At 70.3% G+C, this 16503-nt stretch carries 13 protein-coding genes; 7 read left to right on the top strand and 6 right to left on the bottom strand.

The genetic code is table 11. The features are described 5' to 3' along the window. Positions 1-70: 70 nt before the first annotated feature. From EPY72_RS07195 to argS, 3 genes are all read left to right on the top strand, one after another. Entirely contained in the window at positions 71-2083 is a 2013-nt protein-coding gene (locus EPY72_RS07195) for an outer membrane protein assembly factor BamB family protein (RefSeq protein WP_168216005.1), read from the top strand. 478 nt (positions 2084-2561) lie between these two features. Further along, complete coding sequence (locus EPY72_RS07190; RefSeq protein WP_134668363.1) at positions 2562-4124, top strand: Na+/H+ antiporter NhaC family protein; 1563 nt, start codon at positions 2562-2564, stop codon at positions 4122-4124. A gap of 151 nt (positions 4125-4275) precedes the next feature. After that, positions 4276-6048: an arginine--tRNA ligase gene (argS, locus tag EPY72_RS07185; protein WP_134668361.1), complete on the top strand. Its 1773-nt coding sequence runs from the start codon at positions 4276-4278 to the stop codon at positions 6046-6048. A gap of 149 nt (positions 6049-6197) precedes the next feature. Here argS and minD read toward each other — a convergent pair whose 3' ends face one another. Beyond that, positions 6198-7883 carry a cell division ATPase MinD gene (gene minD, locus EPY72_RS07180; RefSeq protein ID WP_135805995.1) on the bottom strand — a complete coding sequence of 562 codons (1686 nt, stop codon included), beginning with the start codon at positions 7881-7883 and terminating at the stop codon, positions 6198-6200. Between the two features lie 233 nt (positions 7884-8116). Between minD and prf1 the strand changes: the two genes are divergently transcribed. After that, positions 8117-9358, top strand: coding sequence for a peptide chain release factor aRF-1 (gene prf1 / locus EPY72_RS07175; protein ID WP_134668357.1), 1242 nt, complete (start codon positions 8117-8119; stop codon positions 9356-9358). A gap of 60 nt (positions 9359-9418) precedes the next feature. On the opposite strand, the gene EPY72_RS07170 is transcribed toward prf1, so the two are convergent. After that, on the bottom strand, positions 9419-10411 hold the full coding sequence (locus EPY72_RS07170) for a radical SAM protein (RefSeq protein WP_134668355.1): 993 nt from the start codon (positions 10409-10411) through the stop codon (positions 9419-9421). Between the two features lie 135 nt (positions 10412-10546). Between EPY72_RS07170 and EPY72_RS07165 the strand changes: the two genes are divergently transcribed. After that, a complete protein-coding gene (locus EPY72_RS07165) occupies positions 10547-11971 on the top strand; it encodes an amidohydrolase family protein (RefSeq protein WP_135805994.1) in 1425 nt (474 codons plus the stop codon). Between the two features lie 46 nt (positions 11972-12017). On the opposite strand, the gene EPY72_RS07160 is transcribed toward EPY72_RS07165, so the two are convergent. The 3 genes from EPY72_RS07160 to EPY72_RS07150 are packed head-to-tail and all read right to left on the bottom strand — an operon-like array spanning position 12018 to position 14658. Next, the gene (locus EPY72_RS07160; RefSeq protein ID WP_134668351.1) at positions 12018-12539 is read right to left on the bottom strand and encodes an NUDIX domain-containing protein; all 522 of its coding nucleotides are present in this window, start codon (positions 12537-12539) and stop codon (positions 12018-12020) included. Then, positions 12536-13702, bottom strand: coding sequence for a pyridoxal-phosphate dependent enzyme (locus EPY72_RS07155; protein ID WP_135805993.1), 1167 nt, complete (start codon positions 13700-13702; stop codon positions 12536-12538). Before EPY72_RS07155 ends, EPY72_RS07160 begins: the two co-directional genes overlap by 4 nt. Continuing rightward, on the bottom strand, positions 13702-14658 hold the full coding sequence (locus tag EPY72_RS07150; RefSeq protein ID WP_135805992.1) for a succinylglutamate desuccinylase/aspartoacylase family protein: 957 nt from the start codon (positions 14656-14658) through the stop codon (positions 13702-13704). The genes EPY72_RS07155 and EPY72_RS07150 overlap by 1 nt, the downstream gene beginning before the upstream one ends. A 125-nt stretch (positions 14659-14783) precedes the next feature. Between EPY72_RS07150 and EPY72_RS19960 the strand changes: the two genes are divergently transcribed. Together EPY72_RS19960 and EPY72_RS07145 are read left to right on the top strand one after the other, a co-directional pair. Next, complete coding sequence (locus EPY72_RS19960) at positions 14784-14912, top strand: hypothetical protein (protein WP_280177968.1); 129 nt, start codon at positions 14784-14786, stop codon at positions 14910-14912. Positions 14913-14960: 48 nt separating this feature from the next. Next, positions 14961-15221: a DUF7536 family protein gene (locus EPY72_RS07145; protein ID WP_134668345.1), complete on the top strand. Its 261-nt coding sequence runs from the start codon at positions 14961-14963 to the stop codon at positions 15219-15221. A 1-nt stretch (position 15222) separates the two neighbouring features. Here the strand turns inward: EPY72_RS07145 and EPY72_RS07140 are convergent, their stop codons facing one another. Further along, positions 15223-16437 carry a potassium channel family protein gene (locus EPY72_RS07140; protein ID WP_135805991.1) on the bottom strand — a complete coding sequence of 405 codons (1215 nt, stop codon included), beginning with the start codon at positions 16435-16437 and terminating at the stop codon, positions 15223-15225. Positions 16438-16503 lie beyond the last annotated feature (66 nt).

Here is a 16503-nt window from a genome sequence, read left to right as displayed (position 1 = left end):
AAGGTGTCGGTGTTCTGGCCGTCGCCCCGGATGGGAAGTGAAATGTAGGTCGAGTGACCGGTGTACGGTGATGACGCGGTCCCCCAACAGACGCGAGCTCCTCGGCGCGGGCCTCGCCGCCTCGGCCGCGAGTCTCGGCAGTTGGCAGGTGACGAACGCGACCGACGCGATCACCGACCACCCCTTCGTCCCCGAGGCGACGGTTCGGTGGTCGACCGACGCGGGCGACTCCGCGACGCTTCTTGGCGCGACAGGCGGCGTGCTGACCGCCGTCACCGAGCGAGGGGTCGCGGGCATCTCGACCGACGGCGCGGAGCGCTGGCGGTACGAGGTCGAGAGCCGCGGCTCCCAGACTCGCCCCTACGCGGTCTTCGCGGCGGGGCTGGCCCTCGTGGTCGACGCGAGCGGGCTCGTCGCGCTCGACGCCGCGACCGGGGCGGTCCGGTGGCGCTTCGACGGGAGCGAGAACCCCGCCGTCTACGGGACGCTGTCGGAAACGGTCCTCGTGGAGCGTGACGGCGGTATCGTCGCGCTCTCGATCCGGGACGGTCGGGAGCGGTGGCGGTTCACAGACGCCGAGGGGTTTCCCTGGACAGATCTGGTGTCCGACGGCGAACGCGCGTACCTCGGCACGACGGAGGGTGAACTGTACGCGCTCTCGGCGGCCGACGGCCGCGTCCGGTGGCGCGAGCGGTTTCAGCCGGTCGAGGACGCCGGCTACGGCTCGTCCTATCCCCACATCTCGACGGCGGGCGCGACTGAGAACCGCGTGTTCGTCTGGGACACCGGGCGGGCGGCCCTCCACGCGTTCGACCGGGAGGGGACCCGACGCTGGCGCGTGTCGACCGGCGAGGACGAGGCCTACGGCCTCCCGGGGACAGTGACCGACGACGGCGCGTATCTCAACGACGGGTCGGTCGTCCGGGCGGTCTCGCCGTCCGACGGCGCCGAGCGGTGGCGGTTCGACGCGGGCGCCCAATTGGACTGGCGGCCGCGCCGGGTCGGCGACGCGGTGTACGCCAGCGGGCAGGGGTTCGTGGCCGCGCTCGCGCCGGCGGACGGGACCGAGCGCTGGCGGTTCGCGACCGGGCGCGAGGCGGCCGCCTACCTGATCGGGATCGCCGACGGCACCGCCGTCGTACACAGTCACGACGACGGGCTGTACGGGGTGAACGCGGATACCGGCGCGCCGAAGTGGCGGTTCGAGTACCCCGGGGAACTGACGTATCTCCCCCGCCTCGACCGGAGAGCGCTCTATCTCGGGACAGTCTTCGGGACCGTCCTCGCCGTCTCGCCGCCCGAGTCGACGCCGCTCTACGACGCCTACCGCGCCCTCTCGTCGACCGCGGGGCTCGCGGTCGGCGGCGCGGTCGGCGCGGCGGTGCTCGCCGGCGCGTACCGCCGGTTCGGTCGAGACGACTCGACTCCCGACGCGTCGATGGACATCGGCGACCTCGAACCCGGCGAACGGATCGCCGAGACCACCCTCGCTGACGTTCGACGAGCCCGGACGCCCGCCGACCAGCGGGTCTCGCTCCACCGGTACGGCGACGCGGTCGACGACGACGCGTTCGCCGACGCGCTCGCGACGTGGAGCGATCTCGGCGCCTCGGGAGTTCTCAGCGTGCGGGCGTGGGGCGTCGACCCCGAGCCGTGGGCGGTGACCGACCCCGTCGAAACGACGCTCGACGCCCGCGCGGCAGATCGGTCGATCGAGTGGATCGCCCGCGCGGTCGCCGCGGCCGCCGAAGCGGTCCACCGGGCCCACCGCGATGGCGCCGTCCACGGGCGGTTGACCCCCGAGAGCGTCTGGATCGCAGGCGACGACGTTCTGGTGGGTGACTGGGGGCTCGCCGCGGGGTTGGACGGGTCCGATCGGTCCGCTCCGCCCGAAGACGACCCCGCACCCGAGGCCGTCGACGTCTACCAGCTCGGTGCGCTCGCGGACCGCCTGCTCGCCGACGATCGCGGCGGCGAGCTCGCCGGCGTCGCGTCCCGCGCGCTCGCCGCCGACCCCGCCGAGCGCTACGACTCGGCGCTCGCGTTTGCCGACGCGCTCCGATGGGCCGCGCTCGAGGGGTAACGCGGTTCAGGAGCCCCTTTATGCCGGTCGAAAAGCTCGTAGCATGTCCCTCCAGTTCCGCGAGGAGGTGGCGGCGGCGCTGGCCTCCGCGCTCGACGCGCTCGACCTCCCGACAGGCGACCTCGGCATCGAGGACCCGCCCGAGGGCGTCGACGCCGTGCTGGCCGCGAGCGCGGCGGCGAGCTCGCGGGCGGGGTCGGCGCGCCCCCGCCGCAGGTCGCCGGCCGGATCGCCGACGAGATCGACGCCGCCGAGTAGATCTCGTCGAGGCGGCGACCGCACAGGGCCCCTACGTCAACTTCCGGGCGAGCGACGCCTACTACGAGGGCACCGTCGAGGTGCCCCGCGACCGGGCCGTTTGCGACACCGTAGTTGTGTCGAGTCTGCCGATCGGAGAGGAATTGTTGATTACCTATCTATTTCGAGCGGTGCAATTGAACAAGTTTTAACTTTCCTACTTGGAAACTGCCCGAGCGTAATGGCATCTGAAACGTACGGCATCATCAGCCTGCTGCCGGCGCTGTTCGCCATCGTGCTGACGCTGGTGAGCAGGCAGGTGTTGCTGTCGCTGTTTGCGGGCATCTGGATCGGTGCGACCATTCTGGTTGGCTGGAACCCGATCACCGGGGCGGCCTACTCCCTCCAGTTGGTCATCGACAACATCACCGCATCGTTCAACAGCAAACTCCTCCTGTTCACGTTCCTCTCCGGAGCGATGCTCGGGATGATATTCCTCTCTGGCGGGATGAAGGCCCTCGCCGAGCGCATCATCGCCCGGATTCGAACCCGCAGGCAGGCCGAGCTCGGGACCAGCATCCTCGGAATGCTCATCTTCGTCGACTCGTACGCGAGTACGATGATAACCGGATCGGTGATGCGGCCGATCACCGACAAGTTCGACATCAGCCGCGAGAAGCTCGCATACCTGCTCGACTCGACCACCTCGCCCGTCGTCAGCGTCGCCGTCGTCTCGACGTGGGTCGGCTTCGAGGTCGGGCTCATCAAAGAGCAGTTCTCGGCGCTCGGCATCGACCAGAGCGCGTTCGTGGTGTTCCTCCAGAGCATCCCGTTCCGATTCTACAGCCTCCTCGCGGTGGTGCTCGTCTTCATCACCGTCACCACCGGGTGGAGCTTCGGCCCGATGAAGCGCGCAGAGACCCGCGCGAAGGAGACGGGGAAGGTTCTCCGGGACGACGCGGACCCCCTGCTCGAGACCCGCGAGGAGGACATCGTGACGCCCGACCACGTCGATTCGCGCTGGTGGTACTTCGCGGCGCCCATCGTCGCGCTCGTGGCCGTCACGGGACTCGGCCTCCTGACCTCCGGCGGGTGGCCGGGCGTCGCGCCCGTCGAGGCGCTGAAGGACGCCGCGACCGCCGACGCCATCCTCTGGGGCGTCTTTTCGGCCTGCGGACTCCTGCTCGCCATCCTCGTCGGGCACGCCCGCGTCGGGCTGGAGGCGGTCAGCGACTCCATCTTCGAGGGGTTCAGCATGGTGATCTTCCCGGTCGCCGTGCTCTCGCTGGCGTGGACCATCGGGTCGGTCAGCGAGGCGCTCGGCGTCGGCGAGTACGTCGTCGCCGTCGCCGAGGGCGTCATCACGCCCGAGCTCCTCCCCGCGGTGGTCTTCGTCGCGGCGGCCATCATCTCGTTCAGCATCGGCACCTCGTGGGGGACGATGGGGATCATGTTCCCGGTGGCCGTCCCGCTCGCGTTCAACCTCGGGGCGCCGCTCCCGGGCGCGATCGGCGCCATCCTCACCGGGTCGCTCTTTGGAGACCACTGCTCGCCGATCAGCGACACGACGGTGATGTCGTCGATGTTCGCCGGGGCAGACCACGTCGACCACGTCAACACCCAGATCCCGTACGCGCTTCTCTGTGGCACCGTCGCGACGGGGCTGTTCCTCGCGAGCGGGTACGACGTCTCGCCGCTGCCCCTGCTCGCGGTCGGCGTCGTCGCGCTCGGTGTCGCGGCGTACGTGCTCTCCGAGCGGACCACGGTCGCGATGCCCCGGGTCTTCGGCTCGGACGCCGACTGACCGGGCCGGCCGCGTCGTCGGCGAGCGCCGACGCCCACGGCTAACCGGTTCGTCCGCGACTCGCGCCGGCGCGTCGGCGTCGGATCGGACCGCGCGGACGGGCTCACACGCTTCAGAAACCCATTTACCCGCCGGTCGAAAAGCTCGTAGCATGTATCTCCAGTTCCGCGACGAGGTGGCGGCGGCGCTCACCTCCGCGCTCGACGCGCTCGACCTCCCGACAGACGACCTCGGTATCGAGGACCCGCCCGAGGGCGTCGACGCCGTGCTGGCCGCGAGCGCGGCGTTCCGGCTCGCGGGCGAGGTCGGTGCGCCCCCGCCGCAGGTCGCCGGCCGGATCGCCGACGAGATCGACGCCGCCGAGTACGATCTCGTCGAGGCGGCGACCGCACAGGGCCCCTACGTCAACTTCCGGGCGAGCGACGCCTACTACGAGGGCACCGTCGAGGCGGCCCAGTCCGAGACGTTCGGCCGGCTCGACCCCACCGGCGAGTCCGCGGTGGTCGAACACACCTCCGCGAACCCGACCGGACCGGTCCACGTCGGCCGGGCGCGCAACCCCATCGTGGGCGACGCGGTCGCCCGAGTGCTCGACTTCGCGGGCTACGACGTCGACCGCCACTACTACGTCAACGACGCGGGGCGCCAGATGGCCGTGTTCACCTGGGCCTACGAGACGTTCGACGAGGACGACCTGCCCGATCCCGAGCGCGAGAAGGCCGACTACGACCTCGTGCGCTACTACCGGAAGGGCAACGAGGTGCTCGAAGACGGCGACCCCGACGAGGTCGAGGCCGCCGAGGAGGAGATCACCGCGATCATGCAGGGGCTCGAAGCCGGCGACGAGGAGACCTACGACCGCGTCGGCGAGGTCGTCGACACCGTGCTCGGCGGCATGCGCGAGAGCCTGGGGCGGCTCCCCGCGGAGTTCGACGAGTTCGTCAAGGAGACCCGGTTCATCCGCGACGGCTCGGTCGACGACGTGGTCGACCGGCTTCAGGACCTCGACGAGGCGGTCTACGAGGACGAGGCCTGGCAACTCGATCTGGCGGCCTACGACATCGAGAAGAACTTCGTGTTCCTCCGTTCGGACGGCACCACTCTCTACGCCACCCGGGACCTCGCCCACCACGAGTGGAAGTTCCAGAACTACGACCGCGCGGTGACGGTGCTCGGCGAGGACCACAAGCTCCAGGCCGACCAGATGCGGGCGACGCTCGACCTGCTTGACAACGACACCGACCAGCTCCGGCAGGTCATCTACTCGTACGTCAACCTCCCGGAGGGGAAGATGTCGACCCGCGCCGGCACGGGCATCGACCTCGACGACCTGCTCGACGAGGCGGTCGACCGCGCCCGCGAGGAGGTCGAAGACAGGCTCGACGACCGGATCCGCGACGACGACCTGACCGACGACGACGTCGAGCGCATCGCCGAGCAGGTCGGCATCGGCGCGGTTCGGTACGACATCGTCTCGAAACAGCCCGCGAAGGCGATCACCTTCGAGTGGGACCGCGCGCTCGACTTCGAGGCCCAGAGCGCGCCGTACGTCCAGTACGTCCACGCCCGCTGTTGCGGAATCCTCGAAGAGGCCGGGCTCGATTCGGCCGACACCGACGGCGCCCTCGCCGGCGTCGACGCCTCGGTGCTGGACGCCGAGGCGGAGCGCGAACTGCTCGAAGTCGTCGCGCGCTTCCCCGCGGTGATCGAGGCGGCCGCCGAGGACCTCGAACCCCACGTCGTCGCGACCTACACCCGCGAGATCGCCGACACGTTCAACACGTTCTACCGGGAGTGTCCGGTGCTCCGCGACGACGTCGACGACGATCTGCGGGACGCACGCCTCGCGCTCGTCGCGGCGGCGAAACACGCCGTCGGGAACGCGCTGGGCGTGCTCGGCGTGGCCGCGCCGCGGTCGATGTGATCGAGCCGGGAACTTAACGCCGAACGCCCCCGGCGGCCGGCGGCGCCGACCAGAATCGCCACGAGCCCAACGGACCCCACCGCGCCGGAGCAGGGCCGGCGTCTCGACCCTGCACTCGACGCGGGACGGCGAGCGCTCGGTGGCCCCAGTCAGCGGAACAGCGAGCCGAGGCGCCCGAGCACCCCGTCGCTCGCCTCGGCGTCGTCGTCGGAGTCGCTCTCCTCGGCGTCCGTGGTCGCGTCGGAGTCGGACTCGTCGTCGGTCGACGGGCCGGCGTCGGGGCGGTCGCGGGTGAACGGGACCGCTTCGGACTCGGCGTCGAGCGCGTCGGGCGTCGAGTCGTCGGGACCGCTCGCATCCGCGTCCGGGGCCGGGTCGGTCCCATCCGCCTCCGAATCGAGCCCGGCCTCCTCGCGTGCCTCGGAGAGCGGGTCGGATTCCTCGGCGTCGGCCAACGGGTCGTCGGCGTCGTCTTCGGCGAGCGGATCGCCGCCCTCGTTTTCGACGAGCGGACCGTCGGCGTCGTCTTCGGCCAACGGATCACCGCCTTCCTCAGCGTCCTCGAAGGGGTCGGTCTCGATCGCCGACCCCTCCTCGAAGCCGCCCGCACCTGATTCGGAGGCCGACGCCCCCTCAGACGTCGGCTCGTCGTCGCCCAGTCGGTCCTCGTCGAGGTGCTGTTCGAGGAGGTCGTCGACGCTCCGGGCGTCGTCGTCGACGTCGTCGGCTGGCGCCACGTCCGATCCCCCGGCGCTCGCCGAGTCGGGAGCCCCGTCCTCGCTTGCCCCGGCTTCGTCCGGGCGCCGGTCGTCGACGTCGAACAGCGACTCGTCGACGTCGGGGCTCGATTCGTCGGCGGCGGAGCGCGATTCGTCGGGGTCGGGGACCGGCTCCGCGGCGTCGTCCCCGGCGGCCTCCCGTCGGATCTCGTCGGCCGCCTTCGCCAGTTCGCCGCCGAGCAGGCCCTGCGGGTCCTCGTCGCCGTCGACGGCCTCCCGGACGTTCTCGGCTACCTCGGCGCCGGCGAGGGGCGTTTCGACCTCGCGGTCGACGCCTTCGGTCAGCGTCTCGGGGGTGACTCGGTCGTCGTCGGGCTCTTGCTCGTCGAGTTCGAGTTCCGGGTCGGGCTCGGCGTCGCCGATCAGCACCGCGGCGAGCTCCCGATAGGCCTGCCCGGCCGGCGCGTTCGGCGCGAACGACGCGAGCGGTCGGCCGGCGTCGATGCCCATCGGCACCGCCTCGTCGGAGGGCACCACCACGAGCACCTCGGTGCCGAGCGTCGACTCCACGTCGTCGGCGTTGAGGATGTTGCTCGAACGCTGGGTCAGCACCGCGCCGACGACTCCGGTGCCGACGCGGGCTGAGAGCTCGCCCGTCTTGGCGGTGTCCCGCACCGAGGCGACGTCCGGGGTGGCGACCAACAGCGTGGCGTCGGCCAGCGCCAGTGGCACCAGCGTGTCGTAGCTGACCCCCGCGCCCGTGTCGAGCAACACGTAGTCGTAGGCCTCGCGCAGGGGCTCGACGACGTGGGTGAGGTTCGCCGGGTTCGACTTGGCGAACGCCTCGATGTCGGTGGCGCTGGGGAGGACGTCGATGCCGCCGGGCGCCTCGTAGATCGCCTCGTCGGCGTCGGCCTCCTCGGCCAGCACCTCGTGGAGGGTCGGGCTCTCGACGTCGAAGTCGAGAAAGCCCGCGAGGTTCGCCATCCCGAGGTCGGTGTCGACGACGACGACCGAGTGGCCCCGGTCGGCCAGCATCGCGCCGAGGTTGATCGCGGTCGTCGTCTTTCCGACACCTCCTTTCCCGCTCGCTATCGCGTAAACCGTGTCGGACATGATATTCGTTGTCCCAACCGAACCACGATGCGCATATAAAATTACTCCGTGATCGCCGACGCGTTCGCCCCGATTCGGCCGCGGCGCGCGCCGCGCGTCCGACGCGCGACAGACGCGGGGTCCGGTCACCGCCCGGGGCGGCCTCTAGCGTGTTCCAATCGGGCGCGTGCGGCCGCAACGCGCGGCTCGCAGGTCAAAGGTTACTTACCCTCTGGAGGGCCTACAACGTAGCAATGAGTGAGCAGGAGGACGAGCAGTCCGACCGGAAAAAATACGAGTTCCGAAGGGTCATCGAGGACCTCAAAGACTACGAGGGCTCGGGGACCCAGCTCGTAACGATCTACATCCCGCCGGACAAGCAGATCAGCGACGTGGTCGCCCACGTCACCCAAGAGCACAGCGAGGCGAGCAACATCAAGTCCAAACAGACCCGCACGAACGTTCAGGACGCGCTCACCTCGATCAAAGACCGGCTCCGCTACTACGATACCTTCCCGCCGGACAACGGGCTGGTCATCTTCAGCGGCGCGATCGACTCGGGCGGCGGCCGGACCGACATGGTCACGAAGGTGCTCGAAGACCCGCCCCAACCCATCGAGTCGTTCCGGTACCACTGCGACTCGGCGTTCCTGACCGACCCCCTCGAACAGATGCTGGCCGACAAGGGGCTGTACGGCCTCATCGTGCTCGACCGGCGCGAGGCCAACGTCGGCTGGCTCCGGGGCAAGCGCGTCGAGCCGGTCAAGTCCGCCTCGTCGCTGGTGCCGGGCAAACAGCGGAAAGGGGGCCAGTCCGCCCAGCGGTTCGCCCGCCTGCGGCTCGAAGCCATCGACAACTTCTATCAGGAGGTCGCCGAGATGGCCAACGACCTGTTCGTCCCCGAGCGCGAGAACATCGACGGCGTGCTCGTCGGCGGCCCCTCGCCGACCAAAGACGAGTTCCTCGACGGCGACTACCTCCACCACGAGATCCAGCAGAAGGTGCTCGGCAAGTTCGACGTGGCCTACACCGACGAGTCTGGACTCTACGATCTGGTCGACAACGCCGAGGACGCCCTCGCGGACGCCGAGGTGATGAAAGACAAAAAGGAGATGGAGGAGTTCTTCCGCCAGCTCCACGAGGGCAACAAGGCGACCTACGGGTTCGAGCCGACCCGGAAGAACCTCGTGATGGGGTCGGTCGACCGGCTGTTGCTCTCGGAGGACCTCCGCAAGGACGTGGTGGTCTACGACTGCGGCGAGAAAGAGGAGTTCGAGTTCGTCGACCAGCGCGAGGACACGCCCGACCACACCTGCGAGAGCGGCGAGGATGCCGAGATCGTCGAGCGCGAGGACGCCATCGAGTACCTGATGAACATCGCCGGACAGCGCGGCACCGAGACGAAGTTCATCTCCACGGACTTCGAGAAGGGCGAACAGCTCCAGTCGGCGTTCGGCGGCGTCGCCGGAATTCTACGCTACTCGACCGGCGTCTAAAGCCGCCCTCGACCCGAAAGACGGCCAGACGCGCCACGCTCGTCCGTCCGCACCGGACGACTACGCCAGCGGCGTCCGCTCGACGACCTGCCCGTCGTAGGTGGGGTACTGCTCGACGATCTCGCCCTCTTCGAGATCGCCTTCGTCGATCATCTCCTCGAGCAGCCACCACGCGAGCTCGACGTGGTCGGACTTGACGCTGTAGAACTCCTCGGGGACCCCGAGTTCGTCGAGGCGCTGTTCGGTCTCCCACGTCTTGCCGTAGACCAGCGTGCCGTCGTCGGTCACCTCGTCGAACTCCCGGCGGATGTTGCGGGCCATTCGCTTCATCCGGTTGCGGTGCTGGGCGGCGTCTTTGAACACGGAGGTACAGAAGTAGACCCGGTCGTGGTCGCCCATCCTGTCGAGAATCTCCTTCGAGCCCTCGACCGCGCTCATGTGGCCGTCCTGAAGCTCGTAGCCTTCCTCTTGCATCCGGCGGAAGTTGCCGTCGCTCATCTCGAACTCGTTGATGTTGCAGAACTCCGCGGCCCCCTCGTCTAAGAACTCCAGAAACTCCTCCTCGGCGCGGATGCCCGGGATCTCGAACGCGGGGGTCAGCCCCTCCTCGCGGGCGATGTAGAGGATCTCCTCCCACTCGGTGCCGTGCATGTCGCCCCACAGCTCCAGCGGCGGGTGGAACCGGATCTCGTCGAGGCCGGCCTCCGAGAGCCGGCGCATGTTCTCGCGGCCCCCCGTGATGCCCGTGTAGAGGTGGGTGTGGTGGTCCTCGCCGAACTCGTCTTTGAGCAACGAGAGGTACCGACACGTCTTGTTCATCGCTTCCTGGGGCTCGCCGCCCGTGATCGAGGTGCCGAGCGCGTCCATGCGCTTTGCCTCGGTGAGGACGTCCTCGTCGGACTCGACCTTCCGCTCGTTGGCGTACACGTCGGTGACGTTCTTCCGGTTCTCGCCGAGCGGACAGTAAAAGCAGTCGCGCTGGTCGCAGTAGCCGTAGACGAACAGCACCATCTTGCCCCCCTCGGCGCACTGTTCGCAGCCCTTCGAGATCATTTCGTTGTACCCCTCTACCGGGCCGACGCTGAAAAACTGTGCGCATTGGCTTTCGCGGCGGCTGAGCCGTCCGTGCCCGGATCGCCGTCTTCCGCCACCCTGAACGTTAAGCGCCGTGGTTACGAGATCACGAGTATGGATACCCTGATCCACGGTACCACGCTACTCACGTTTCGCGACGAGACGCTCGGTATCGTCGAGGACGGCGCGCTCGGGATCGCCGGCGGCGAGATCGCGTACGTCGGACCGACCGACGACGTCGACGCGAGCGCCGAAACCCGCATCGACGGGTCGGGGACGGTCACGATGCCCGGGCTCGTGAACGCCCACGCACACACCCGCCACACGCTCGTGCGCGGGGGCGCACAGGACGTGCCCGAGATCGAGTGGATGAACCGCGCGCTCGGCCCGCTCGCGAACCACATGACCGACGAGGACGAAGCGGTCGGGGCCAGACTCGGCGTGCTGGAGGCGGTCCGGGGCGGCGTCACTACGATCGGCGAGTATGCGGGCGAGGTCGGCCGGCTCGTCGAGGAGGTGTACCGGCCCCTGGGCGTGCGGACGGTCGCGATCGAGACGATCAACGAGGTGCCCGACGACCGCGCCGATCTCGGGCCCCGAGAGCTCTACCCCTTCGACCGCGAGCAGGGCGAGGCCGCGCTCGACCGCGCGGAGGCGCTGTTCGATCGGTACGGCGACGACCCGCTCGTCGAGCCCGCCTACGGACCGCAGGCGCTCGATATGGTCTCGCCCGAGTTGCTCGGGGAGATCTGCGACCGGGCCCGCGAGCACGGTCGGGACGTCCACATGCACGTCGCGCAGGGCGAGCGCGAACGCCTCCAGATCGAGGAGCGGTACGGCGACGGCGAGACCACCGTCTCGGCCCTCGACGACCACGGGGCGGTCGACGACTTTCTGGTCGCGGTCCACTGCCACGGGACGACCCCGGCCGAGCGCGAGCGACTGGTCGAGGCCGGCGCCCGCATGCTCGCGTGTCCGAGTTCTATCGGCATGATCGACGGCGAGGTGCCCCCGGTCGCCGACTACGTCGAGCGCGGCGGGGTCGCGGGCGTCGGCACCGATCAGGCGCCGGGCCCGGGACACCACAATCTGCTCAGGGAGGCCCGGACCGCGAGCCTCCTCTCGAAGGTCGAGGCCGGCGATCCGACCGCCCTGCCCGCGTGGCGGGCGCTGGGGCTGGCGACCGTCGAGGGCGCGAAGGCGCTCGGGATCGCCGACGCGGTCGGCACGCTCGAAGCCGGCACCGCCGCCGACGTGATCACCGTCGACGTCGACGCGCTCGGGGTCGCGCCGACCGTCTCCGAGCCGCTCCACACCGCGGTCCCGAACCTCGTCCACTCGACCACCGGCCGGGAGGTCCGGGACGTGTTCGTCGCCGGCGACCCGATCGTTCGCGACGGCGAGTTCGTGGACGCGGACCCCGAAGCCGTCGTCGCGGACGCGAGCGAACGCGCCGAGCGAGTCTTCGCCGACGCCGAGGACGACTGGCGGGCGGCCGACTCGGAACTGGTCGCGCGGGCCGAGGCGGGGTGGTTGTAGCTCCGAGCCGCGGGATCCTCCGGGCGGGCGACGAGCGGTCGCCGACTCAGATCGCGTCGAGGACCGACTCGACTCGGTCGGGGACGTGGGGCCGGAACGCGTCCTCGTCGGCCTCGACCTCGTCGCGGGAGAAAAACCGGACCGCGGCGGCGTCGGACCCGGCGGTGGGCGCCCCCTCGGCGCGGGCCGCCGGGACGGCGTACACCATCGAGACGGCGCGCTTACCACGGAACGGAGCGAGGAGTTCTGCGTCGACCAGTTCGAGCGCGTCGGGGTCGACCCGGACGCCGGTCTCCTCGCGGAGTTCTCGGGCCGCGGCGACCGCGGGCTGTTCGTCGGCTTCGAGGTGGCCGCCGGGGACGGTCCACTCGCCGACCCCCGGCGGGACCGCCCGCTCAACCAGCAACACCGAGTCGCCGTCGACCACGCCGGCCGCGGCGGTCGGCGCGGGGTTCTGGAACACCGGGCGGTCGCAGGCCTCGCAGTACCGGCGCTCGCGGTCCTCTATCTCCCGGGTCGTCGTGGCGGTCCCGCAGTCGGGGCAGTAGTCGGCCGGGCGGACCGTCACGACTTGAGACCACTCCCGGTCAGCGCGACGACCACGTCGTCGCCGGGGTCGACGACGCCCCGTTCGCGGTACCGCTCCAGCGCCGCGGGCGCGGCCGCACACGTCGGCTCGACGTAGAACCCGCCCCGGTGGAGCCGATCGAGGGCGTCCTCGACCGGGTCGGCGCCGAGCGCGATCGCGTCGCCGTCGGTCGCCTCGATCGCGTCGAGGATCTGGTCCTTTCGGACCGGTTCGCGGATCTGGATGCCGTCCGCGACCTCGTTGTCGTCGGGCGGTGTCCCCGAGGCGCCGCCCGGCCCGTCGCCGTGCAGTTCGTCGGCGATCGGCGCGTATCCGGCGGCCTGCGCGCCGAGCAGGCGGGGCATCTCGTCGGTCCAGCCCGCGTCCGTCAGCGCGCGGAACCCCCGATGGGCGCCGAGAAAGAGCGTCCCGTGCCCGAGCGGCGCGACCACGGCGTCCGGCACGTCCCAGTCGCGCTGGGCCGCGATCTCGAACGCGACGGTCGCGGTGCCAGCGAAGAACGCGGGGTTCCACGCGTGGCTGGCGTACCACGCGTCGCCGCGCTGTCGCGGGTCGGCTCCGGCTCGACTTCGCGCCACGCGCTCGATGCACGCGTCGGTCACGTCCTGCCGGGAGCCCTCGACTTCGATAGGGGTCGCGCCGACCCGCTCGATCGCCGCGAGCTTCGAGGCCTTCGCGTCGGCCGGAACGTAGATGTCGGCCTCGATGCCGGCTCGGGCGGCGTACTGGGCGACCGCCGCGCCCGCGTTGCCCGACGAGTCCTCGACGACGCGTTCGACCCCGAGTTCGGCGGCCCGCGAGAGAGTGGTCGTCGCGCCGCGGTCCTTGAAACTCCCCGACGGGAAGACGTACTCCAGCTTGAACTGCGCGTTCGGTCCCCACTCGGGGGCGTCCTGCAGGGGCGTGAACCCCTCGCCGAGCGTGACCCGGGGCTCGATCGGGACGAACGCGTCGAACGCCCACAGGCCCCTGCGCGCGTCCAGTTGCTCGAACTCCGGGGCGGGGCCGGTCGGGAGCGGCCGGTCGGCGAGTTCGAGCGGTCGTCCGCAGTCACACCGCCACGGCTCGTCCGGGCCGGCGTCGTACGTCCGGCCGCAGTCGGGGCACGCGAGGTCGGTCGGCGTCGGCGCGTCGGCGGCCATCAGTACTCGCTGACGTTGGTGCCGACCGAGCAGACGTACTCGCCGGTCGCCACCTGCGGGAGCCGGCGCGAGCGCCAGAACACGCCCGAGTCGTCGGCGGTCACCTCGGCCTTGAGTTGGCCGAACGGGTCGGTCACCTCGAACAGCACGTCGCCGGGGTCGACCGGGTCGCCGAGAGCCACCTGAAAGTCGACCAGTCCGCCCGACGGCGAGCCGTACCGGTCGAACCCGGACGCTCTGATCTGGGGGTCGGGGTCGACGCTCCCGTCGAGAAAGCCGTAGTACCGGAGGACGTTGAACAGCCCGTCGACGCCGTACCGGATGCTCTCTTCGTCCCACCCGATGGCGCCGCCGAGTTCGGGGTCGATCGCCGGGATGCCCTCGTCGGGACCCACCCGAGCGAGTTGGCCGTCCGGACCCTTCTGGTCGAGGACGTGGCCACAGCCGAACACCTTCGCGAGTTCGAGACAGTCGTCGTGGAGCCGGTGGCGCCGACCGCACCGCACGCGGGCCTCGTTGAGCATCCGGCTGGTCGACCCCTGATGGAGGTCGAGGATGTAGTCGGCCCGCGAGGCGGCCTCGAAGGTCGCGGCCGCGATGCGCTCGCTCGACGTCCCCGACTCGCTACCGGGGTAGGTGCGGTTCATCTTCGTGTCGTCGATCGGATTGCGGTGCTCGGCCACCTGGAAGGCGTGGTAGTTCACGATGCCGACCGCCAAGATCGTCCCGGAGAGAGCCGCCGGAGAGATCTGGGGGATCGCCCGCCGGAGCACCCCGAGCCCGTTGAGTTCGTCGCCGTCGCTGACCGCCTGGACGTACAGCGTCGGCCCGTCGTCGGCGCCGTTCAGCACCGCGACCGGCAGTCCGAACTCGCTTCCGTCGCGCGTTTCGCCGACCTGCAACCGTCCCGTGTCGAACTCGCCGGGGGCGGCACTCGCCGTTCCGAGCGTCTTCATTACCCATAACCGACGCCTACACGCCCTTTAGCGGTTCGGTCTCGGCGAAACGCCGACGCGCCGAACCGGCAACTGCTCGGCGGTTCCCGAACCCCTATGGCCCGGAGAGAGCTATCGGCGGCTGAATGTCGCTCCGATCGGTGCTGGTCGCGGCGAGCCTCCTGTTCGGCGCCGGCGCGCTGGCGCTGGAGGCCCGGATCCCGGCCGCCGCGAACGGGCGCCCGCAGGCGACCGCCGGCACAGAGACCGACTGAACGGCGCGGACCGACGCGCCTTTGACGGTTCCGTCCCAATCGCCGACCGTGTCCGAACCCGTCCCCGAGCGCCCGCGGGCCAACTTCGCCGCGGCGCTGAACGTCCGTCGGAACGCCGTCCGGGGGTTCTCGTTCGCGGCGCTCGCCACGGCGGCAGTGCTCGCGGTGTTCGTCTTCCTGCCCGGCGCCCAGCGACCGGTGGCGTACTACCTCGGACTGGGGTTCGTCTTCGGGTCGGCGCTCGGCGCGCTGGCGACGACGGTGCTGACGCTGATTTCGGCGTATCGGCTCGCGAAGGAACTGGACTGAGTCAGTCGGCGGCCTCCTCGCCCGTGAGCGCCGCGAGTCGCTCGGCGCCAGACCGTGTCCCCTTCGCGAGGAACACGTCGCCGGCCCGGAGCTCGGTCGTCGGGCCGGGCTGGATGATCCAGTCGCGCTCGTCGCCGGTCGAGCGTCGGACCGCGATGACCCGCATTCCGGTCTCGGTTTCGACCTCGCGGTCGCCGAGAGTCGCGCCGTCGAACTCGCTGTCGGGCGCGACGGTCCGCCGAACGATCACCTCGTCGCTCTCCTCGACCGCCTGCTCGACGACCGGGTGGGTGCCAAGCCCCCGGAGGACGCCCTCGCTGATCTCGACCGCGGCGTCGCTGACGACCTCGGTCGCGTTCGCGAGGTGGACCAGCCCGCGGAGCGAGACGGGGTCGTCGACCCGGGCGGCGGCCCGCAGAGTCCAGGCCTCGAACCGCGACTGGAGGGCGTCGACTTCAGCTTCGAGTTCGACGACCTCCTCGGCGACCGCCTCGCTGTCGAACAGGACGCTCCCGTACGCGAGGTCGACCCCGAGTTCGCTCATGTTTTTCATCAGCACGATCGAGTCGACCGCGCGTTCGAGGTCCTCGATGCCGGGGTCGACCTCCGCGGGCGGCTCGTAGGCGTGGCCGGTCGCGCGCTCGTACACGTCCGCGATCCCATCCTCGGTGCCCCGCAACAGGAGGCTGTCGCCGGCGTCGAGGCGGGTGTCCCGGTCGGGGTTGGTGATCCAGTCGCGGCCCCGACGGATCGCGATGACCCGGACGCCGGTCTCGGTTTCGAGGTCGGCGGCTCCGAGCGTGCGGCCGGCGAACCCCGAGTCGGTCGCGAGCTCCGCCCGAACCAGCGTCTCGACCGCCTCGGGGAGCGCGGCCCGCATCGCGTCGGGCAGGCCGATATCCTCCAGCACGACCTTCGCGATGTCGCCGGCGGCGTCGCTTATCTTCTCGGCGGCGCCGACCACACCGAGCACCGGCGCCAGCTGTTCGGCGTCCTCAGGGCTCCGGGCGGCCATCAGAAGGCTCATCCGGGCTCGCATCTGAAGGACGTCCATCCGGGCTTCGAGGTCGAGCACCTCCCGGGCGACGTCGTCGCTACCGTGGAGCACCGCCGAAAACGAGAGGTCGATCAGCAGTTCGGCGGTGTCTTTCATCTCCGCCAGCACCGCCTTGACGCTGACGGGCTCGTATTCGACGTCGCCCGCCGAAGGGTTCATACGGTGACGTTGGACGGGGCCCGATAAAAACGTTCGCGGGCGAGTTCGGTGGCGGCGCTCCGAAAT

The organism is Halorussus marinus, assembly GCF_004765795.1.
Lineage (GTDB): Archaea > Halobacteriota > Halobacteria > Halobacteriales > Haladaptataceae > Halorussus > Halorussus marinus.
This window is presented reverse-complemented; position numbering and strand designations above follow the sequence as displayed.

Excerpts from the sequence above, each read along its gene's own strand:
- EPY72_RS07165 (WP_135805994.1), top strand. The coding sequence starts at position 10,547 with ATGGATACCCTGATCCACGGTACCACGCTACTCACGTTTCGCGACGAG.
- EPY72_RS07155 (WP_135805993.1), bottom strand. The coding sequence starts at position 13,702 with ATGGCCGCCGACGCGCCGACGCCGACCGACCTCGCGTGCCCCGACTGC.
- EPY72_RS19960 (WP_280177968.1), top strand. The coding sequence starts at position 14,784 with ATGTCGCTCCGATCGGTGCTGGTCGCGGCGAGCCTCCTGTTCGGCGCC.
- argS (WP_134668361.1), top strand. The coding sequence starts at position 4,276 with ATGTATCTCCAGTTCCGCGACGAGGTGGCGGCGGCGCTCACCTCCGCG.
- EPY72_RS07150 (WP_135805992.1), bottom strand. The coding sequence starts at position 14,658 with ATGAAGACGCTCGGAACGGCGAGTGCCGCCCCCGGCGAGTTCGACACG.
- prf1 (WP_134668357.1), top strand. The coding sequence starts at position 8,117 with ATGAGTGAGCAGGAGGACGAGCAGTCCGACCGGAAAAAATACGAGTTC.
- EPY72_RS07195 (WP_168216005.1), top strand. The coding sequence starts at position 71 with ATGACGCGGTCCCCCAACAGACGCGAGCTCCTCGGCGCGGGCCTCGCC.
- EPY72_RS07170 (WP_134668355.1), bottom strand. The coding sequence starts at position 10,411 with ATGATCTCGAAGGGCTGCGAACAGTGCGCCGAGGGGGGCAAGATGGTG.
- EPY72_RS07190 (WP_134668363.1), top strand. The coding sequence starts at position 2,562 with ATGGCATCTGAAACGTACGGCATCATCAGCCTGCTGCCGGCGCTGTTC.
- minD (WP_135805995.1), bottom strand. The coding sequence starts at position 7,883 with ATGTCCGACACGGTTTACGCGATAGCGAGCGGGAAAGGAGGTGTCGGA.
- EPY72_RS07140 (WP_135805991.1), bottom strand. The coding sequence starts at position 16,437 with ATGAACCCTTCGGCGGGCGACGTCGAATACGAGCCCGTCAGCGTCAAG.